Annotated in this window: 16 protein-coding genes and 1 pseudogene; 10 read left to right on the top strand and 7 right to left on the bottom strand. The window is 38.3% G+C overall.

Annotation, left to right across the window (positions count from 1 at the left end; genetic code table 11):
* Positions 1–142: 142 nt before the first annotated feature.
* The 10 genes from IQ228_RS04870 (at position 143) to IQ228_RS04825 (ending at position 12381) form a co-directional block, all read left to right on the top strand.
* Positions 143–1111 (top strand): TauD/TfdA family dioxygenase, encoded by a 969-nt coding sequence (locus IQ228_RS04870; protein ID WP_193962307.1) that lies wholly within the window; start codon positions 143–145, stop codon positions 1109–1111.
* 130 nt (positions 1112–1241) lie between these two features.
* Positions 1242–1496, top strand: coding sequence for an HAD hydrolase family protein (locus tag IQ228_RS27345; protein ID WP_193962306.1), 255 nt, complete (start codon positions 1242–1244; stop codon positions 1494–1496).
* Between the two features lie 23 nt (positions 1497–1519).
* Positions 1520–2365: a class I SAM-dependent methyltransferase gene (locus IQ228_RS04860; protein ID WP_193962305.1), complete on the top strand. Its 846-nt coding sequence runs from the start codon at positions 1520–1522 to the stop codon at positions 2363–2365.
* Between the two features lie 270 nt (positions 2366–2635).
* On the top strand, positions 2636–3448 hold the full coding sequence (locus IQ228_RS04855; RefSeq protein ID WP_193962304.1) for a bifunctional 2-polyprenyl-6-hydroxyphenol methylase/3-demethylubiquinol 3-O-methyltransferase UbiG: 813 nt from the start codon (positions 2636–2638) through the stop codon (positions 3446–3448).
* Between the two features lie 204 nt (positions 3449–3652).
* The gene (locus IQ228_RS04850; RefSeq protein ID WP_193962303.1) at positions 3653–5023 is read left to right on the top strand and encodes an LLM class flavin-dependent oxidoreductase; all 1371 of its coding nucleotides are present in this window, start codon (positions 3653–3655) and stop codon (positions 5021–5023) included.
* Between the two features lie 333 nt (positions 5024–5356).
* Positions 5357–6619: an MFS transporter gene (locus IQ228_RS04845; protein ID WP_193962302.1), complete on the top strand. Its 1263-nt coding sequence runs from the start codon at positions 5357–5359 to the stop codon at positions 6617–6619.
* 86 nt (positions 6620–6705) lie between these two features.
* Positions 6706–9945 carry an efflux RND transporter permease subunit gene (locus IQ228_RS04840; RefSeq protein WP_193962301.1) on the top strand — a complete coding sequence of 1080 codons (3240 nt, stop codon included), beginning with the start codon at positions 6706–6708 and terminating at the stop codon, positions 9943–9945.
* A gap of 664 nt (positions 9946–10609) precedes the next feature.
* Positions 10610–10837 (top strand): ferredoxin family protein, encoded by a 228-nt coding sequence (locus tag IQ228_RS04835; protein ID WP_027401230.1) that lies wholly within the window; start codon positions 10610–10612, stop codon positions 10835–10837.
* A 10-nt stretch (positions 10838–10847) separates the two neighbouring features.
* On the top strand, positions 10848–11798 hold the full coding sequence (locus IQ228_RS04830) for a HEAT repeat domain-containing protein (protein ID WP_193962300.1): 951 nt from the start codon (positions 10848–10850) through the stop codon (positions 11796–11798).
* A 52-nt stretch (positions 11799–11850) separates the two neighbouring features.
* Positions 11851–12381, top strand: coding sequence for a dual specificity protein phosphatase family protein (locus IQ228_RS04825; protein ID WP_193962299.1), 531 nt, complete (start codon positions 11851–11853; stop codon positions 12379–12381).
* 46 nt (positions 12382–12427) lie between these two features.
* Here the strand turns inward: IQ228_RS04825 and IQ228_RS04820 are convergent, their stop codons facing one another.
* The 7 genes and pseudogenes from IQ228_RS04820 to IQ228_RS04790 form a co-directional block, all read right to left on the bottom strand.
* Entirely contained in the window at positions 12428–12970 is a 543-nt protein-coding gene (locus IQ228_RS04820; protein ID WP_193962298.1) for a DUF2808 domain-containing protein, read from the bottom strand.
* Between the two features lie 91 nt (positions 12971–13061).
* Positions 13062–13448 carry a tautomerase family protein gene (locus IQ228_RS04815; RefSeq protein WP_193962297.1) on the bottom strand — a complete coding sequence of 129 codons (387 nt, stop codon included), beginning with the start codon at positions 13446–13448 and terminating at the stop codon, positions 13062–13064.
* A 24-nt stretch (positions 13449–13472) separates the two neighbouring features.
* Positions 13473–14468 carry an isopenicillin N synthase family oxygenase gene (locus IQ228_RS04810; RefSeq protein ID WP_193962296.1) on the bottom strand — a complete coding sequence of 332 codons (996 nt, stop codon included), beginning with the start codon at positions 14466–14468 and terminating at the stop codon, positions 13473–13475.
* Positions 14469–15096: 628 nt separating this feature from the next.
* Entirely contained in the window at positions 15097–16275 is a 1179-nt protein-coding gene (locus IQ228_RS04805) for an aliphatic sulfonate ABC transporter substrate-binding protein (RefSeq protein ID WP_193962295.1), read from the bottom strand.
* A gap of 423 nt (positions 16276–16698) precedes the next feature.
* Positions 16699–18183: an amidohydrolase family protein gene (locus tag IQ228_RS04800; RefSeq protein WP_193962294.1), complete on the bottom strand. Its 1485-nt coding sequence runs from the start codon at positions 18181–18183 to the stop codon at positions 16699–16701.
* Positions 18184–18988: 805 nt separating this feature from the next.
* Positions 18989–20428, bottom strand: a complete 1440-nt coding sequence (locus IQ228_RS04795; protein ID WP_193962293.1) for an efflux RND transporter periplasmic adaptor subunit — start codon at positions 20426–20428, stop codon at positions 18989–18991.
* A 184-nt stretch (positions 20429–20612) separates the two neighbouring features.
* Positions 20613–20818: pseudogene (locus IQ228_RS04790) on the bottom strand (fumarate reductase/succinate dehydrogenase flavoprotein subunit); the annotation flags it as partial.

The raw sequence follows: 20818 nt of genomic DNA, 5'->3' as shown, positions 1-20818 counted from the left end.
ATTTTATAGTACGGTAAATTGATAGATTTACAGTAGATTTAGTGTAGAATAACATTAGTTACAATCGCTTCCCCCGGTATGTCTTCATGGACACATACCAAAAAAGTAAAACAGTCCTCATGGATTAAGTAGAGAATTCATAATGAGCAACAAATATATTGAAGTCAAACAAGTAGCTGGTTTTATTGGTGCAGAAATCAGCGGTGTAGACCTTTCCCAAACCCTACACGATGATGCAGTTAAAGAAATTCGTGAAGCATTATTGAAGTGGAAAGTAATATTCTTCCGAGGTCAGAACATTGACCATGCATCCCAGATTGCGTTCACCAGTCGCTTCGGTGAAGTAACCTATGCACACCCCCACGAAGATGAGCCAATCGAAGGTTTCTCCCAAATCCTCCCCATTGACCGCAGCCGCTATGAGCGTCGTAATGGTTTGCGTCGTTCTAGCTACGAAAGTCGCTGGCACACCGATGTAACCGCAGCTATTAATCCACCTGCGGCTTCAATTTTGCGAGCGGTTAACGTTCCCAGTTTTGGTGGTGATACCCAGTGGACTAATTTGGTTGCAGCCTACGAAGGTTTATCAGCCCCTCTACGTGCCTTAGCAGACACATTAAAAGCCGAACATCGGTTTAATGCCCGGTTGAACATACCTAGCGACAGCAAACTTGCCCAACGCATTGCTGCCAATCCCATAGTTTCCATTCACCCAGTAGTGAGAGTTCATCCAGAAACAGGAGAACGCGCATTGTACGTGAACCCCGGCTTTACTTCTCATATTCTTGATGTGTCTCGACAAGAAAGCGACCTATTGCTGGAATTGTTCTTTAATCAAATTACCAAACCTGCTTACACCACCCGCTTCCGTTGGAATAACGGTGACATAGCATTCTGGGACAACCGTGCAACCTCACATTTAGCTCCCCAGGACTTGGATCATGTAGAAGTAGAGCGTGTATTGTATCGCACCACCATCACCGGGGATATTCCCGTTGGGGTAGATGGTTTCCGCTCCCAAGTCGTTGAAGGTGAGGTGTTTAACAGCGAACTACCAACTGTCTTGAAAGAGAGATCCGAAAAATTGGTAGCAGAACCAGTGCTTTCCTAAGCTAGAAAATTGTCACCTGGGTTGTGGTTATATTCTGCAACCCAGTTTACGCAAAATCATTTATGAGTGACACAATGGTTTATGAATTTACTCGTAGAGGTAGGGAATAGGGAACAGGGAACAGATAAGAATGAATCCAGGTATACGGAGTTCTGTTCAAAAATCAAATAGGAGTCCTATATTTCAGATTGTGTTTGGGGATTATTACAACGATATTGAAATGTTTAAAATTGCCGATTATGCGATCACTTCCGGCGGGTGCTTTGCGCCATCGCTGTTAATAACGCAACTGTGGAATCAGATCATTGATTCCTATAAAACCAATAGTGTTGTGCGATACATACACCAAGATTGTAGTCAAAAGACATCGCTTAAATTAGCTTAGATTGTATTTTGGGGAGAAAGATCATGTCAGACTTATCTCAGTTACAAAATCTGCTTCCAGATGAGGTGTTAGCTCATTATGAGCGAGGTTTAGAAGCTGAACGCTTATTCAAGCGGACAAATCCCATTGAATTAGCCCGCACCCAAGAAATTTTTAGCCGCTATTTGCCTCCTCCACCCGCCGTAATTTTCGATGTTGGTGGAGGTTCTGGTATCTATGCTGCTTGGCTTGCCCAGCAAGGCTATGAAGTTCATCTTATAGATCCAGTTCCCCTGCATATTGAGCAAGCGCAGAGTGCTTCCCAGGCTCAACCTGCTCATCCAATTGCAAGTATTACAATTGGAGATGCTCGCCAATTAAATCGGGCAGATGCCAGTGTTGATGCCGTTCTTCTACTTGGGCCACTGTATCATCTCATCGAACGCAGCGATCGCCTGACAGCCTTACGTGAAGCAAACCGGATTTTAAAAAGCGGAGGTGTTGTATTTGCCGTTGCCATTTCTCGTTTTTCTTCTCTCATAGATGGGTTATTTCGTGGATATCTTGATGACCCGGAGTTTGTAGAAATTGTGAAAAGAGATTTGGCTGATGGACAGCATCGTAATCCTACTAACAATTCAGCCTATTTTACTACAACATTTTTTCATCATCCTGATGAACTCAAAAAAGAAGTAGAAGCAGCAGGTTTATCTTGTGAACATCTGTTAGGTATTGAAGGGCCAGGCAGATTGCTACAAAATTTTGATGAACATTGGCGTGAGCCAAATCGTCGGGAAATACTCCTACAAGCCATTCGTTGGCTGGAAACTGAACCTTCCACATTAGGAATAAGCACCCATATTTTGGCTATTGGTAGAAAGGTGGAGTAAATATATATTTAGATATACTAACTATTAGTCAAACATAAATTTAGTCCAACATATATTTTTTCGTCTAAGGGCTTGAATTTTTTTTGAGGTCATGCAATACTGCTAAATTAATCACCCTTAAACCAATCAAAAAACCGTAGTTTCTATTTTGTCCTAATTAGTACCCAAATATAAATCGCAAGGGCGATGCACAGATAACCTTTATCAGTCATATCTGCGCTAGTTTTGCTATGGCAAATATCAATCAATATTAAATTTTGGAGATGTCTAATGGTAACAACAACCTACGATCCGACTTTATTTCAAGGTGCTGCTTGGTACTATGCCCGTTATCGCTCGAAATATCCCCAAGCCTTATTTGACTTGCTAACTGATATTTTTAAACTTGATGGTACAGGACGACTGTTAGACCTTGGCTGCGGTGCGGGATTAGTGGGGATTCCTTTTAGTGATCGCTTTGCGGAAGTTGTGGGACTTGATCCTGATCCAGAAATGCTCAAAGAGGCCGAAGACCAAGCCACAGAAGTGGGAGCAACTAATATTCGCTGGATTCATGACCGAGCCGAATCAATTTCTCAGGAATTAGGTAAATTTCAAATAGTGACAATGGGACGTTCTTTTCACTGGATGGAACGGGAATTGGTATTGTCGAAACTAGATTCTTTGGTAGTTGATGGTGGTGCTATTGTCATTCTCCAAACTAATGATAACGCTTGGGACAGCGATCATCCTTGGAAAAAAACTGCGATTGCAGTAGTTAAACGTTGGTTGGGAGAGCGTAGACGCACTGGACAAGGTGGAGAAGGTGAATGGAAACCTTTGGATCTACCCCACGAAGAAGTCCTAAAACAGTCATCTTTCTCCCGTTTGGAAACTTATAAAGTGAAATCTCAACAAACTTGGACGATTGACTCTTATCTCGGATATATATATTCCACTGCATTTGGTTTACCATCTTTCTTCGGTGAAAATCGCGAAAAATTTGAGGCAGATTTAAGAGCTTCTTTGCTGGCTGTAGAACCATCTGGAGAGTTTACCGAAGAATTGCCAGTTACAGCCCTAGTTGCTTGGAAACAGAGTTGAAGGAGCTAGGAAAATAGTAGGTTGAGAGGTACATAGGCGCGTTCGCGTAGCAGTGCGGAACACTCAGCGGCTTCTCGTTCGCGGTAGCGTTGCGAAGCAAAGAGTAACCCAACAAAATCTCAAAAATGTTGGGTTGTGCTGTCGCTTAACCTAACCTACATAACTTCGTATTTTATCCACTTTATAGTTAGAAAAAAAGAGCAAATGAGTCAGAAAAAACAACTAAGACTAGGTGCATTTCTGTCAGTTACCGGACATCACGTAGCGGCTTGGCGATACCCCAATGCTCAAGCTGATGGTTTGAATTTTCAACATTACAAACAACTGGCAAAGACAGCAGAACGGGGAAAATTTGACATGATTTTCCTCGCTGACGGTGTAGCTGTTAGAGATAGGGGTCAAAATCCTGAAGTTTTGAGCCGAAATGGTAAACTTGTGCATTTTGAACCGCTCACTCTACTGTCAGCTTTGTCTGTAGTGACGGAAAAAATTGGGTTAACAGCCACAGTTTCCAGCACCTATAATGAACCTTTTCATCTAGCTCGCAAGTTTGCATCCCTAGACCATCTTAGTGGTGGCCGTGCAGGTTGGAATCTTGTGACTTCTGCCACAGAAGCCGAAGCCCTGAACTTCAACCGGGAAAAGCACATGGAACATACACTGCGCTATGAGCGGGCTAAAGAATTTGTAGATGTTGTCACCAAGCTTTGGGATAGTTGGGAGGATGATGCTTTTTTACATGATAAAGAGTCTGGTATTTACTTCGACCCTGATAAATTGCATATTCCTCACCACAAAGGAGAACATTTTTCAGTGCGGGGGCCATTGAATGTCGCTCGACCAATCCAAGGTTATCCGGTAATTATTCAAGCTGGGGCTTCTGAAGATGGTAGAAATCTGGCTGCACAAACGGCAGAAGTAATTTTTACCGCCCAGCAGACTCTTCAAGAAGCCCAGGAGTTTTACGCTGATATGAAAGGGAGATTAGCTCAATATGGGCGATCTCCTGATCATCTTAAAATTATGCCAGGAATATTCCCCGTTATCGGTAAAACCGAACAGGAAGCCAAGGATAAATTTGATCAAATTCAAGAATTAATTGATCCCGTGGTTGGTTTAAATTTACTTGGGGGAATGATTGGTGGCTTTGACCTTTCTGGCTACCCGTTAGATGGGCCATTACCCAAACTACCAGAAACCAACGGTGGAAAAAGTCGTCAAAAACTGCTTACTGACCTTGCCCATAGAGAGAATTTAACCATCAGACAACTATATCTATCTATTGCAGGGGCGCGGGGACATCGGCAAATATTGGGTACTCCAGCGCAAATTGCTGACCAGCTAGAAGACTGGTTTGTAAATGATGCTGCTGATGGTTTTAATATTATGCCGCCTTGGTTGCCAGGAGGATTAGATGAGTTTGTAGATTTGGTAATTCCTGAACTGCAACGTCGGGGACTTTTCCGCACTGAATACGAAGCCAGTACCTTGCGCGAAAATCTTGGTTTACCCCGTCCGGTAAATCAATTTAGTCAAACTGTTTCTGCTCCTGAATTGGCAGGTGTTAGTACATAGTTTCACTAAGAAATAGTAGGGTTTAGTAAAACCCATAGCCCGACTGGGAATGAATTCCCAGTCTAATAGCAAAAGTCATCTAAAAGATGACTAAATAACCATAAAAATTGTTAAATTCTTTAGTAAACTTCAGTTTACTTTAGCTATTAGACCGGAACTTAAGTTCCGGGCGGGTTTGGAAGCCAAACAAATAAGCTGTCTGTAGCCTAAGTTGACACCAATGAGCTTTTGCTTTACCCCTACATTGGAAATTAAATAATTAAGCCATTTTGAGTATACATATACCCTTATTTCCACAAACCATAATTAAATAAAAATAAATAAATCTAGTTCATGAAATTAATACAGAAACTTGGTTTTCCTTGGCAGTTTGATCTTCCCGCTTTTAAATCTCGTAATTATCGTCTTTACTTTGCGGGACAAGGCTTATCAATGACTGGCAACTTTATGACCCAAGTTGCTACACTTTGGTTAATTTATCGTTTAACTGATTCAGCTTTATTGTTAGGAATTTCCGGATTTTTAGGACAACTACCAGTTTTTTTATTAGCTCCAATTTCCGGTATTCTTGCAGATCGTTATAACCGTTATCGTCTGTTGCTGTTATTTCAATGGTTAGGGATTTCTATTTCTTTCATCCTTACACTTGTCACATTTTTAGATTGGGCAAATTTTTGGACATTGCTAATTTTGAGTATGTTTTCAGGACTGCTCAAAGGGTTAGATGTGCCTGTCCGTCATGCTTTTGTGACTGATATGGTAAGCCGGGAATTGATGAGTAATGCGATCGCCTTAAATGCTGGTTTTCTTCATTGTGCGCGTCTCGTTGGACCCGCTTTAGGAGGAATTATCATTGCCCAATTTGGAGCTAAATATTGCTTTTTATACGATAGTCTGAGCTACATTGCTGCAATTATCGCCATATTAGCAATGCGAATTACACCCCAAACTATCGAACCACAAAATAGTAATCCTTTGCAAAAATTAAAAGAAGGTTTTCAATATGCTTATCAATACTTACCAATTCGTTCCATTCTCTCACTTTTAGCTACCGCCAGCTTAGTCACAACTGGTTATATTACACTTTTACCCATCTTCGCAGTTGAAATATTAAAAGGAGGAGCAGATACTTTAGGCTTTTTATCAGCTTCCGGTGCAATTGGCTCAATCTTAGCCTGTATTTACCTCAGTTTTCGTCATCATGTCACAGGTTTAGATAAACTCATTGCTTTTGGTCCATTCATGATGGGAATTGGTCTGATATTATTTTCTCAATCTCATGTTTTTTGGATTTCTCAGTTAATTTTAGTCTTAGTTGGTTGGAGTTCCACTTTACAAATAGCTGCTAGTAACACAGTATTGCAATTGATTGTAGAAAATAGTAAGCGGGGTAGAGTAATGGGTTTTTATGCCATGTGCTTTATGGGAATGGCTCCTTTTGGTAACTTATTAGCAGGAACTTTAGCTAATTATTTTGGTACTCCAAATACCTTAATTTTGGGTAGTTTACTTTGCATCATTAGCTCACTAATATTTATCCAAAATTTACCGTTTTTAACTAAACTAATTAACTTAAAATACCAAGAAAATGGATAGTAATTAACTATTAATCACACACTCTCATCTACTCTTTGCGCCTCTTCGCCTCTGCGTGAGAAATAAATTTATTAAACTAAAAACCAATGTGGATAGTTAAACTTGCACTTCGTCGTCCTCTGACCTTCGTAATTGCTTCTATACTGATTCTTGTCTTAGGAGTAGTTAGTATTACGCGCATGGCAACGGACATTTTTCCAGAAATTAATATTCCCGTTGTTAGTGTAATTTGGTCTTATAGTGGTGTTTCACCAGAGGAAATGGAACAGCGGATCGTTACAACCAGTGAACGCTCTTTTACAACTACTGTTAATGACATTGAACACATCGAATCACAATCACTTAATGGTGTGAGTGTTATTAAAGTTTTCTTCCAACCGGGAGCAAAAATTGAAGCAGCAGTAGCTCAACTTACCTCTAATACTCAAACAATTCTGAGAGCTTTACCACCGGGAATTACACCTCCTTTGATTATTCGCTACAACGCATCTAATGTACCAATTCTTCAACTGAGTGTTAGTAGTAAATCATTATCAGAACAAGAACTTTATGATAACGGCAATAATTTTCTTCGCACTCAATTAGCCACTGTTCAAGGTGCATCTGTACCATTACCTTATGGTGGTAAACCCCGGCAAATCATGGTAGATATTGACCCCCAAGCACTATTTGCTAAAGGTCTTTCCGCTACAGATGTCACAACCGCTATTAGCGCCCAAAACCTAATTTTACCAGGAGGAAATGCCAAATTAGGCGATCGCGAATACAGTGTTAGACTTAACAGCAGTCCCCAAGTTCTAGAAGCCTTAAATAATTTACCAATTAAACAGATCAACGGTACTGTGATTTATATTCGTGATGTTGCTCAAGTTCATGATGGCTTTGCTGTACAAAACAATATTGTCCGTCGAGATGGCAGACGTTCTAGCTTATTAACTATCCTCAAAAACGGTAGTGCTTCAACTTTAGATGTTGTCGCTCGTATTAAAGAAAGACTACCAAAAATCCAAGCCACATTACCCAAGGAATTAGATTTAGAAATATTATTTGATCAATCTATATTTGTTCAAGCTTCCATTCAAGGAGTATTAACAGAAGGATTGATTGCTGCTTGTTTAACTGCTGCCATGATTTTATTATTTTTAGGCAGTTGGCGCAGCACTTTAATTGTCGCAATTTCCATTCCTTTATCAATTCTTTGTTCTATTATTACCCTCCGATTAATAGGACAAACTCTTAATATTATGACCCTGGGTGGTTTATCTTTAGCAGTGGGGATTTTAGTTGATGATGCCACAGTCGAAATTGAAAATATCCATCGGAATTTAGCACAAGGAAAACCACTAGAACAAGCTATTTTAGATGGCGCACAACAAATAGCTGTTCCGGCTTTCGTTGCCACTTTAGCAATCTGTATTGTTTTCATCCCAATTGTTTTTTTAACAGGAGTAGCACAATCACTATTTATGCCTTTAGGAATGGCAGTTGTTTTTGCGATGCTTGCCTCCTATTTGCTCTCACGGACAGTAGTACCAATGATGTCAAAGTTTCTGCTTAGTAAGGAACTACATCTTTATACTCAACATGAAAATTCAGATCAAAATGGCAACGGTCATGTATCTATCCCAACTCCCAAAAAAGATATTTTCTGGCGGTTTCATGAACTATTTAATCGCCAATTTGAGAAATTTCGGCAAAGCTATCGCCATCTTTTATCTAAAGCTTTAAATCATCGCGGTGTGGTTTTTGCCATATTTGGTGCTTTTTGGGTAAGTGCGGGAGTTTTATTACCTTTTGTTGGTCAAGACTTTTTCCCTCAAGTAGATGCAGGTCAATTTCGCTTGCACGTCCGCGCTCCTGCGGGAACTAGATTAGAAAAAACAGAACAAATTTTTACTCAAGTTGAAAATGAAATTCGCCAAATTATTCCTGAGCAAGAATTAGAAATTATTCTCGATAACATTGGTTTACCTGTTGGTGGAGTCAATTTAGCTTTTAGTGACACAGCAACCATAGGCCTAGGTGATGGAGAAATTCTAGTCGGTCTTAAAGAAGGTGAACATCATTCTACTTGGGAATATGTTAAACAACTCCGCCAAAAACTACCTGCTGACTTTCCTGATTTAACTTTCTTTTTCCAACCAGCAGATATAGTAACTCAAATTCTCAATTTCGGTTTACCTGCTCCTATTGATATTCAGGTGATAGGACCATCGAAGAATAGGAAAGATAACTATAAAATTGCCAAACAACTTAAAGCCAAAATAGCCCAAATTCCTGGAGCAGTTGATGTACATTTACATCAAGTTGTAGATGCCCCAGAAATACGGATTAATGTAGATCGTTCTCAAGCACAACGGAGTGGCTTAACTCAAAGAGATGTTGCCAATAATCTACTGACATCCTTAAGTTCTAGTGGACAAACATCACCTAACTTTTGGCTTGACCCCATCAAAGGAGTTAGTTATTTAATCGCAGTCCAAGTTCCTCAATACAAACTTAATTCTTTGGAAAAAATTGAGAGTATACCTATAGCTAATGGTTCTAGTTCGCCACAACTTTTAAGCAATCTTTCTGTTGTCAAACGTGGTAAGGCTGCTGCTGTTGTTAATCACTATAACGTCCAACCTGTATTTGATATTTACGCCAATGTTCAAGGACGGGATTTAGGTAGTGTAGCCAGCGAAATTTATAAAGTAGTTGGAGAATTTGAGAAAAAGTTAGCGAAAGGATCATCAATTATAGTCAAAGGACAAGTAGAAACAATGAATACATCTTTCCTGGGATTAGAACTAGGATTGATATTTGCTATTGGCTTAGTTTATTGCCTGATAGTAGTTAATTTTCAATCTTGGATTGATCCATTTATTATTATGATGGCACTTCCTAATGCTTTAGCCGGAATCGTTTGGATACTATTTGTGACTAACACAACTTTTAGTGTACCATCTTTGATGGGAGCAATTATGAGTATTGGGGTAGCGACTGCTAATAGTATTTTGCTCGTCACTTTTGCTAATGAACAACGTCTGTTGGGAGAGAAAGCTGTTCCTGCGGCTTTAGCGGCTGGTTATACTCGTTTACGTCCAGTATTAATGACTGCTGGAGCCATGATTATGGGAATGTTACCAATGTCTCTTGGTTTAGGAGAAGGTGGTGAACAAAATGCTCCTTTAGGAAGGGCTGTAATTGGTGGATTATTAGCAGCAACGGTAGCAACTTTGATTTTTGTACCTGTAGTTTATAGTATGTTGCGCCGAAAAGAACCGCAAAATTTGGAAGAAGAACTATCTTCTAATATTGAATTAACTGTAGCCAATCGGTAAATTATTCGTGAATAAAAAGATCCCAGATTGATTAGAAAAAACTGGGATCTTATAGCTACTTAGAGGGTGTTTGATAGCGAAGCGTGGCGTTAGCCATAAAGTATTAGATGAAACCAGTAATTTCCAAAAACCTAACCCGCCTTCCCCCTTCCCTACAAGAGAAGGGGGATTTCAAAGCCTCTCCCCGATACGGGGAGAGGTTTGGAGAGGGGTTTATTTATACATTAAAAACTACGGACGGATTCGCCATCCAGGCTTTCAATATTGTCAAAAGTATAATTGTTTTGAACCTAAACGAAAAAAAGATGAAGATTTGAGAAATAATGGTAGACTAGGGAAGGGATTTTTGTATGAAAATTTAGAAATTGAGAAAAAAAACCCTTCTCTTAGAGGTTGTTTGAAAAGTCTAATTTGTTACCCTGCCTGGCGACTTCCAGTCGCGGCTACACAGACAAAACCCACCTTCGTGGGTTCAGAAACTTTGATTTTTCATTAGTCCACGAAGGTGGACTTCGCTTGTGTAGTAGCGAATTATATTCGCCTAAAACTTTGCTAAGACATTCAGAACGAACTATTTTGACTGTTTACATTGAAGACTTTCCTATTCTTAGATAGATTAGAATTTTTTGTTTAATGTTTATGTTTACTAGGGAGTTACAAAATTATGGCTTTAATTAATCAAAGAGTAGATGTCCCAGTAATTGTGGATGAATCTAAATGTTTAGAAAAATGTGTTGCTTGTATTGAAGTTTGTCCTTTGGATGTGTTAGCAAAGAATCCAGAAACTGGAAAAGCCTATATGAAATATGATGAATGTTGGTTCTGTCTACCCTGTGAGAAGGAATGTCCAACAAACGCGATTACAGTACAAATTCCTTTCTTATTGCGGTAGAGGTGCAGAAATGTTTACAGATACAGATTCTGAGTTAAATCAATGGTTGGAAATGTTGCGATCTCTTAACGAGGGCGATCGCCTAGTTGCGGTAAAATCTCTACAGCATCTAGGAGAAGACGCAGCAGTTGACGCTTTAATTATCGCTCTCGAAGACGAAAGCATCGCAGTACAAAAAATAGCCGTATCTGCACTTTGGGAATTAGCTAATCCTGTTGCTGTACCTGCTTTATTAAAAACCCTCGCTTCCCCAGATATAGAAGTTCGCACCGAAGCATTATCGGCTTTAGGTGAATTAGTAAATGCAGATGATTTACTGCTATTACTAGATGCACTACATCAAGAAAATATTAATCTCCAAGTTAACATTTTAATCTTATTGCGGAAGATACATGATGTCCAATCTCTACCTGCGGTGTTATCCTTTTTTGAATCTCAATACCCAGAACTGCGAGAAACTGCTATTACAACTCTGCGCTATTTAAACCAAGTACAAATATGTCCGCCAGCTTTATCATTGATGAATGATGCTGATGATAATGTTCGTCGTGCAGCAGCTTTAACTTTAGGACATTTAGCAGATAAAGAAATTGTAGAATTATTAACTCAATCTCTCATATCTGATGTTGATTGGCAAGTACGACGCAATGCAGCTAAATCTCTAGCAATTCACGCTAATTCAGAAGCGATTCCGGCTTTAAAAATTGCGCTAAAAGATGAACATTGGCAAGTGAGAAAGTTTGTTCTTCAAGTATTACAAAAAACGCCAGATAAAAATTTATTCCCTGATTTGATTAAAGCATTAACAGACGAATATTCTGATGTCAGAAAAGAGGCAGCTATAGCACTTGGTAATTTAGAAAATACTGATGCTTTAAATGCTCTTCAACAAGCACTAGATGATCCTGATCGAGATGTTTCTATTTATGCAGAAAGAGCAATTAAAAAAATAGGAAAATAACCTTTGACAAAAACCGATAATTAATAGACCGAATGCTTCACCCCTACTAAAGATGTACAAATTTGCTGCTGCTTGGGAAGAAGAAACAATAGTATTTGGTGCTTCTCGTCCTGGATATGCTGATCATCAGGTATATCATTGGATTGAGTTTATGAAATCTCAAGACATCCAGCGAGTTTGCTGTTTACTTAGTGAAAAACAGCTAGCTAATTATGATCATCTTTTAGATACATATCGGCAAGAATTTGGTAATCAACAAGTTTGTTGGACACCAATTGAAGATTTTCATTTATCTGATTTAGAAACACTCACACAAAAAATATTGCCTTTTTTGATCACAGCAGATAAACAAAATGAAAAAGTAGTTGTGCATTGTGCTGGTGGAATTGGCCGGACCGGACATATATTAGCGGCTTGGTTAGTTAGTGTGCGGGGATTTTCTAATCAAGATGCAATTTCTGCTGTTAGGAGAACAGGGAGAAATCCTTATGAAGCTGTAATGTTAAGTAAAAATTTGTTTAAAGTTGCAGAAGAATTGAATATGTTGCTGAATAATTGTCGTCTAGCATTTTTAACTAATTGATGAATATTGCTGAGTTTGTATGAAAAATCAGCAATTCCTACACAATTTACCATTGATAAAATAGGTGATCATCAAAATCATTGTAAAATTGCAACCGAGCCGTTCCCACAACTAAATTATTTGCCTTTTCACCAGCGGAAATAACGTGAACTCGATATTGATAAATACCTTCGCTGGTGGGATTATAAAAAGGTTTTAAAGCAAGAGTGATTGTTTGACTAGCAGGAACTGGTTGGTCAAAATTAACAATCATAGTTTGCGGTTGATTTGAACTCTTAGCTAGGGTAATACCTAGCTTTTCTTTTTGTCCACTAGTTTCTATAAAAGCAAAACTCTCTTTTTGATTAAATTCAATATTTTCTAAACCTTCTATTTGTGTAAAAACAACTTCTTGTAATTGCCAATTAGCTAGAGATTTTGGTAATTTGATTGTAAAATAATAAGTTGCGTCCCAAGAACCTGTTTGATTGTAAGTTGTTTTAGCAGTTAATAATGGTTTTGCTGGTATCCCGTAGGTAGTAGGCACAGATAGCAAAAATATTCCTGTACTAATAGCTAGGGTTTTACACAGAGTTTTAAAGCTGTTCATGTTTTTAGGATTTGATATTTTAAATTGGTTTTTCTATAGAAGCACATATCCAATTGTTTTGTTCATAAGTCAAGTTTAACTAGTAACTTTATTAAACATCAACTTTATAATTCAGTTCATGTTCATTCCCCGGTAGCCCTCGAAAACCCCAGTTATGCTTGGGTATCTCGAAAATCGTAATCTCTAAATCTTGCGGAGAAATACTCAGTGGTTGTAATCGTTCAAATAGCAGATGAATTAACTGTTTTTTAGCTTCCACACTCCGCCCTTCAAACATACTTAACTCAATAATAGTATAGTGGTCGCTACGTCCCGATGGGTAGTAAAAGTCTGATTTATCTAATGGAAAAAAGCGATGAAATCGCTTATCTGCCGGATATTGTAATGCCTCCATAACACAGGTATGAATAGCATCTGAAAGCTGCTGTTTAATCGGGTTCAAATAATCCTTTACTCCATAAATCTTGATCTGCGTCATACATCCTCCTTATTTCCAATTTTCCTACAACACTACCTTTCGCAACTGTGGAAAAACCTTAGACACCTTACTCAAAACATAATCTCCATAAGTACCACGAAAATCATGAACACTAGCTTTATCCCAGCGTTCCTCATGATCACTATTTACCACTGCACCTGATTTAATTGGTTTCACCTCAACATCAAAATTAGGATCAAAAAAGAATGGAAAGGAAAGGCGATTCCTAGCAGAAATATTCTTGACTCTGTGGGGTGTAGACTTATATAAACCTCCCGTCATGAGTTCCAGCATATCTCCAATATTACAAATAAATGAACCAGAAAGAGGAGGCACATCAATCCAACCTAATCTAGATTTAACTTGTAACCCTCCTGAATTATCCTGCTTGAGAATTGTCAAAATTCCATAATCTGTATGTTCACCAACACCCCATCTTGATTCACTCTTTGATACAGCCAAATCAGGAGGATAATTGAAAATACGAAATAATGTCAAAGGATTTGCGGTATAACGTTCAGCAAAGTATGATGCTTCCAATCCCAAGCTGAGGGAAATTCCCGCCATAAGATGATGTCCAAGTTGCGTCATAGCGTCCATATAATCCAACACTGTTTCACGAAAGAGGGGAATATTTGATGGGAATAAATTTGCACCGTGCATTGGTGTACTAGCTTTCACTAATGGGTGATTTGCTTCCAATTCAGTACCAAAATAAATACCTTCTTTTAAATCAGGTTTACCTGATGTCAGTTCACCCCCAACGGGAAAATATCCCCGCCATGCTTTACGAGCTAAAGCCATCTGAATTTCCATTTTTGTGACTAAATCTTGAGTAAAAAACTCTCGGCTAAGTTGTTCTAAACGTAGTTGTAAATCTTCATCTACACCATGTCCAATGATATAGAAAAATCCATATTCTTGGCAAGCTTGATTAATTTGAAGTGCAACTATTTGCTGCTGTTCATCTCCAGAGATTAAAGCACTAATATCTATTATGGGAACTTGTAATTTTGTCATACAAAATTTAACACTTTACTATTGATAAAATAGGTGATCATCAAAATTATTATAAAATTGCAACCGAGCAGTCCATATTTTTAGGATTTGATAACTATCACTATAGCAGGAGTCAGGAGTTAAGAGTCTCTTACCATATGGCTTTTACTGTAGATTCTGTATCTCGTTCAAGTGCATACCGCTATATACGCGATCGCTCGGCTTTAGTCTAAACTCCAATAAGTTACAATCTCTAATTAAAAATATATCAGATATGATATAGCGGTTATTGGTTGAGTGAAATACAAGAACTCCACCCCCAAACCCCCTCATCGCAAGCGATGAGGGGGCTAAGATGCACCTCATAAGAGCGGAAACCGCTGTATGTCAGATTTCTATGTTTTGAGAACTCATAAAACCTCGCAAATGTTGATGTCATTAAGAGAACTCCACAAAAAAATGATCCATCGTTCTTGTATTATTAGCGGGCAAGATGCCCGCACTACAAGGATTCTTGAATATTTCTTTAATTGGAAGTCTCTAAGGAACGTGGATTTATTAACTTACAATTCTTGCTAACGACAACCTAACTCAACATTAGATTACATCCATCAAGAGTTGCACTTTATTTAATTCTCATTCCTAAATGTTATTTCTGACTGATTGTTGTTGGAGTGATAGCTGCATATTGTTGGGGTGTCAGTGTTGCTTCCTTAACATTAACCTGTTTGGGAAGTACACCATTTTTATAGAAATAATCTGCAACTCTTTGTTGATCCTTAATTAATGCTGGAGAAATAGCTCTTAAACCGTAAGTGCGTCGTCTAATTACTACGTCCATCACCTCAGGAGGTAATTTTTGATATTGTGCAGTTAGTTCTGCGGTTTCTTTCGGATGTGCTTGCGCCCATTTTTGGATTTTATCAATTTCCTCAATAACTATCTTTAGCAATGCAGGATTATCAATTGCAAATTGTTTAATACCAACATAATAACCACCAGGAGAATTAATTCCTGTGGCATTTCTCAAAATCCTGACTTTACCTTCTTTTTCAGCCCGCGCTAGATGGGGATCTCCTGTTACCCAAACGGGAATTCTTCCTTGGAGAAATGCACTAGCAGCTTCTACATTAGGTAAACTTTGGACTTTAATATCACTATATTTCAAACCTACATCTTCTAAAGCTCTGAGGATGAAATAATGGGATGCGGAAGCTTTTTGGAAAACTACAGTTTGTCCTTTAATATCTTTGACGCTTTTAATGGGAGAATTTGGTGGTACTGCGATCGCACTTCCTTTACCACTTTCTTTAGTTTGTCGTGAACCAACAAGATAAACAATTTGAGCGCCCGCAGCTTGAGCAAAAATAGGCGGAGTTTCTCCCACAGAACCTATATCAACTCTACCAACATTCATAGCTTCCATTAGTTGTGGTCCTTGGGCAAATTGCGCCCATTCTATCTTCACTCCCAATGGTTCTAAACGTTTTTCTAAAACTTTTGTGATCCTGACTAAATCTCCAGCTTGTTGATATCCTACACGGATAACATTAGTTTTAATTCCAGGTTTTTTTGGTGCTTGAGCTATCTTAGTATTTGATATTTTAGATAGTTCTGTATCTACTACTTTAGATATTTTGGTATCCAATACTTTGGATATTTTAGTAACTGATATTTGGTTCGTAAGGGATTGGGTTACTACTTTTTCATTTGTGGATGTGCAACCTACTAATGTTAATGAAGTTGCTAAAGTTAATAATCCTGGAGCTAGTAATGATTTAACTTGACGCAATATATGACGAGGTTGAGTTTTAGATGTAGCGATCATAGATATTTTTGAGTAGTTGAAGATAAAATTGGTAATGAAAATGAGTAAGTTAATTCATAATTAAAAATTGAATTATGAATTATTAATATCAGTGATAAAACTATTAATGGAGGTTGCTAGTTAGATAGTGCGTCAGAACCAATTTTTGCCGAAAATTATCGTGTCTGACGCACCCTACAGACTACTTACAAAAGAAGGGAACAGGGAACAGGGAACAGGGAACAGATAAGAAACACTCATTTGCACCAGTTTAAATCTCAGTCAAAAAAAAGGTGTTTTTTAAGATGCGTAGCCCGAAAAAAACAGTGTCATTATTTCAATCTCATGTTTTTAAACATGAGTTTTTCCTGTTAGAAAGTTTCCCGTTCCCTGTTCCCTCTGAATTTGACATCAATAAACCGCAAATTTAAGCGGTATTACTTCCTAGCGACCAACACTTGCTAGATAAGCTTCAGCATCTTTTTCAATCGCTGTACCCCTGAAGAAATCACGATTGAGGCTGGTGTATAACTCTAATGGGTAAGTAGATAGGAAATGACGTAAATCATCTTCGCTAAAAATACCCCGTTCTACAAAGCTGTATGCGTTGGCAGTAACAGCAGTGATATCAGGCACATCCCAGTGACCGGAATCTGAACCTAAGAAGGCTTTTACTCTGTCACCATAGGGATTGGCTTTTTGATAGTAAGCATAGGCAACGCGGATGTCGTCTGATTCTGTGCCAAAGTAGAAATGATTCAAAAAGCGATCGCGCACATCTTCAGCTTTAGTAATTCCCGCAGCCGCAAATTCATTTAAATCACCAGGATCTTCAGGTGCAAAATATTTGCCGTGGAATCCTAAACCACTACCCAATTCTTCAAATCTGTCCTTAATTTCTGGACCACCATAAATAGCAAATAATTCCTGCAATATTTCCCGGTCAATATTACCAGGATGATTATTTTGCAAAATTTCAGGATTACGGGTTTCCCAATGCCAAATCAAATCGGTATATAGACTAGCACCCCAAGCTGAACCACCTTCCATGAAAGCAAATTTCAAGGTCGGGAAACGATGGGTAACACCACCAAAAAACAGGGCTTTGCAAAATGCTTCCGCAGCAGAAGCAAAGTGTCCAATGTGATTATACTGATAATTAGAAATTGAACGGCGGGAAGTCCAACCCATACCCGAAGCGTGGGTAGTAGGTACTACTTTCAACTCTACACATTTTGCCCAGAAGGGATCATAATCATAAGCACTATCTAAGGCAAAATTATCAATCCAAGTCGCTTCCCGTTGCACCTCTTCTGGGTATTTCTCGAAAGCAGGAATAGTCCGGGTTACATATCCAGGAATTTGAATTGCTTTGAGTCCCAGAACATTCACCGCATATTCTAATTCTGCAATTCCTTCTTCTGGTGTATTTAGAGGAATAGTCGCAATAGGAGTTAAACGGTCAGCATAGGGACGGAAGATATCTGCATGATAAGTGTTAGCAGCACGGCAAACTGCTCTCCGCATTTCGTCGTTCTTAATTTGCGGTGCTAAGGTTGCCAAATTAGGATAAAGGACAGCAAAATCTGTCCCCGCTTCTTGCAAACGTTCATGCAGTAGCTTAGGTAAACTAACTGTAGCTAGACTCAAAGTGTCCTTTGTGGGACGACCCCAAAAAGGAGGACGTGCAGACCGATAAGCGTGGCGTTCTTCTGGAGTTTGTTGAAACCAACGATAACGACCAGCACCTGGTAAATGCTCTTTGAATTTATCAGCAATTTCTGCACCACCCACTTCTGCTAAATAATCCAGAAAAGCAGGTTCAAATTCCTGGGTATGCACATCAGTATCAATGATGGGATAACCTAATTGCTCCCGAATTTGGGCTGAACGAGTTTTTTTTGTGGGACGTTCTAGGGAAATTGTCATAATTATTTCTCCACAATTATGTGACTATTTGCCGTAAATCTTTGACCAAAACTGCACTAACAGATATCTATTTCAGTTGTGTTACAGCCAATAAAACTAACCCTATGAAATTCAAATGCAATAACTTTGCTAGGCGAAAGAAAACCAAACGCCAAAAGATATCTGCAATCAATTTTTCGTTGACAGCTTTAGTTTAATTGTCAGTATCACGTGTCAAAGAATATGAGTGGTTAATTCGTGCAGTAATGTACCCAAAACCTTAAACTACTGTTTATCTACCGATTTACCGTAGATTAATAGTATGATTACATAAATCTAATGAAAAAACAAGTAGCTACTAAAAAAAAATATATGATATAGCAGAAGGCAATAACCAAGAGTGAAAACCTTGTTATTTATAGGTTTCAATGATTAATAATGTCCTAATTATCCTAGCTACAGCTATGGACATCTCCAGAAATTAAATATCCGTGACAAAAAAAGGGAATAGATGAGAAACTAAAAACTAAAGTTTCACCAGTTTAAAGCCCAGTCAAAAAAAAGATGTTTTTTAAAGATGTGTAGCAAGAAAAAAACAGTGTCATTATTTCCATCTCATGTTTTTAAACATGAGTTTTTCTGTTCCCTGTTCCCTCTGAATGAAAAAAGTCTTTTATAGAAATTACGTATTGATAATCAAGATTAAATATATATGTATCGTGTGAAAACCATATCTTCCGTAGGGGTAAAGCTCAATGCTAAACCCCTTCTATCGTAATAAGGAGAGAAAAATCATCTTATTAATCAGCAACGTCCATCTCTCAAATTAATTTTTCGATTTTTTACCTTTCTTCAATACAATTGCTTTCACTGGTTTACCATCTTGAAGAGAATCAGTAGGATTAGTAATTAACTTAGCATTAGGAGTTAAACCAGAAACTACTTCCACCTGAGTACCATAGTCCCGTCCAAGCTCTACTTTTTTGTATTTAACTTTGTTTTCTTTGGTTACAGTAGCTACTTGTACACCATCTGCATTAATCACTAAAGTGTTAGATGGGACTAATAAAGGTGGATTAGCACGTTCAGTTTTAAACTTTACTTCAGCATACATTCCTGGACGCAGTACATTATCTGCATTCTGGACTTCAATTTCAGTTACAAGGGTATTAGAAGTAGCATCTAAAACATCAGCGGTGCGAATCACTTTACCAGAAAAAGATTTTTTCGGTAGTTCACGAACACTCACAAGTGCAGTTTCTCCAGTGTGAATTGATTGCACAAAAGCTTGGGGAACGTTAATGCGAATACGTAAATTATCTGTCTGAGCAATCTTAAATAGCCAGGAATTTCCACTATTGTTATTACTACCCGCAGAAATTAAAGCTCCTATATCTACGTTGCGAGCAGTAATTACACCTGTAAAAGGAGCAATTATTCGTTTAAAGGATTGTAAAGCATTTATTCGCTGTAAATTTGACTGACTAACATTTCCAGTAGCAGTAACCGCATTAATATTAGCTTTTTGAGAGTTAATTGCTGCAAGGGCAGTATTCACATTATCTTCATCTGATTTAACGCGAGCCGCTATTGCATCTACATTAGCTTTGGCTGCATTAAAAGCTGTCCGTTTTTCATCAGCAGCTTGTTTAGCTACTGCTCCTTGCTGTTGAAGTGATTGCCAACGCTGCCAAGTTTGCCGTGCTAATTCTAGGTTACTCCGGGCTTGAACTAATTCAGCCTGTCTAGCTTTGACATTAGCTTTTGTTTGCGAAAGATTACTTTGCTTTTGGACTAAATCTGCTTGAACTTGAGCCAGATTAGCTTGAGATTTTGCGATTTCTGCATTAGCTTGTTGAACATCTTGATCAGTTTCCGGTGCATCAATCACAGAGAGCAACTGACCTGCATTAACGCGATCGCCAATATCCACTAATCTCTTTTGTAAATAGCCACTGGTACGGGCATAAATTGTAGTTTCTTGACTAGCTTGAATAGTGCTAGGTAAGACTAATTCTGTAAATTTTTCTGCCAACTTGGGCTTAATTACATTAACTGTGGGAACTTTTGCTTTTGTAGATTTAGCGAAAGCATTTAATTCTGATTGCCGTTGTAAGCGAGGGATAATCCCAATTGCTAAAAGCCCAGTGACAACAAAAGTAGTCGTAGCAATAATGGTGATATAATTGATGCGACTTTTTTGGTTTTTTGCTGTGATTGATGTGAGTTCAGAATTATCAACTTGGGTGTTTTCTTGGGTATCCATATATAGAATTCCTATTTGAATTTTTGATCTATGAAAATGTAAATAGCAATACGCTTTAGTTAAGCCTAACGATGAATAACTTCCTTATTACTTTCCAATAATCCCTCACTTGCAAATTTACCGTTATTTTTTTTAATCACACGAGTTCTTGGAAATTTTGAAGCATTTCATGACTAGGTTATTTTCATTTAACAGCAACATTATAAACTTCTTGCTGTAAATCAACTTCCACAATATAAGGTTCAATTGGACGCTTAAATAAAATCATTTCTTCTGCTTCATCTTTTTTCAAATTCACATGACAAAACCACTCTTCATTATTCTTATTTGGATAATCCAACCGATAATGATATAAACCCCAACGACTTTCCCGACGATATAAAGATGCTC

Source organism: Dolichospermum sp. LEGE 00246 (assembly GCF_015207865.1).
Classification (GTDB): domain Bacteria; phylum Cyanobacteriota; class Cyanobacteriia; order Cyanobacteriales; family Nostocaceae; genus Dolichospermum; species Dolichospermum heterosporum.
Note: the sequence above shows the minus strand (reverse complement) of the source record. Positions and strands in the feature narration are given on the sequence as shown.

Bases quoted from the DNA above. Each gene is read 5' to 3' on its own strand.
- IQ228_RS04795 (WP_193962293.1), bottom strand. From the start codon at position 20,428: ATGGATACCCAAGAAAACACCCAAGTTGATAATTCTGAACTCACATCA.
- IQ228_RS04840 (WP_193962301.1), top strand. From the start codon at position 6,706: ATGTGGATAGTTAAACTTGCACTTCGTCGTCCTCTGACCTTCGTAATT.
- IQ228_RS04825 (WP_193962299.1), top strand. From the start codon at position 11,851: ATGTACAAATTTGCTGCTGCTTGGGAAGAAGAAACAATAGTATTTGGT.
- IQ228_RS04810 (WP_193962296.1), bottom strand. From the start codon at position 14,468: ATGACAAAATTACAAGTTCCCATAATAGATATTAGTGCTTTAATCTCT.
- IQ228_RS04815 (WP_193962297.1), bottom strand. From the start codon at position 13,448: ATGACGCAGATCAAGATTTATGGAGTAAAGGATTATTTGAACCCGATT.
- IQ228_RS04850 (WP_193962303.1), top strand. From the start codon at position 3,653: ATGAGTCAGAAAAAACAACTAAGACTAGGTGCATTTCTGTCAGTTACC.
- IQ228_RS04805 (WP_193962295.1), bottom strand. From the start codon at position 16,275: ATGATCGCTACATCTAAAACTCAACCTCGTCATATATTGCGTCAAGTT.
- IQ228_RS04860 (WP_193962305.1), top strand. From the start codon at position 1,520: ATGTCAGACTTATCTCAGTTACAAAATCTGCTTCCAGATGAGGTGTTA.
- IQ228_RS04845 (WP_193962302.1), top strand. From the start codon at position 5,357: ATGAAATTAATACAGAAACTTGGTTTTCCTTGGCAGTTTGATCTTCCC.
- IQ228_RS04835 (WP_027401230.1), top strand. From the start codon at position 10,610: ATGGCTTTAATTAATCAAAGAGTAGATGTCCCAGTAATTGTGGATGAA.
- IQ228_RS04820 (WP_193962298.1), bottom strand. From the start codon at position 12,970: ATGAACAGCTTTAAAACTCTGTGTAAAACCCTAGCTATTAGTACAGGA.
- IQ228_RS27345 (WP_193962306.1), top strand. From the start codon at position 1,242: ATGAATCCAGGTATACGGAGTTCTGTTCAAAAATCAAATAGGAGTCCT.
- IQ228_RS04830 (WP_193962300.1), top strand. From the start codon at position 10,848: ATGTTTACAGATACAGATTCTGAGTTAAATCAATGGTTGGAAATGTTG.
- IQ228_RS04800 (WP_193962294.1), bottom strand. From the start codon at position 18,183: ATGACAATTTCCCTAGAACGTCCCACAAAAAAAACTCGTTCAGCCCAA.
- IQ228_RS04855 (WP_193962304.1), top strand. From the start codon at position 2,636: ATGGTAACAACAACCTACGATCCGACTTTATTTCAAGGTGCTGCTTGG.
- IQ228_RS04870 (WP_193962307.1), top strand. From the start codon at position 143: ATGAGCAACAAATATATTGAAGTCAAACAAGTAGCTGGTTTTATTGGT.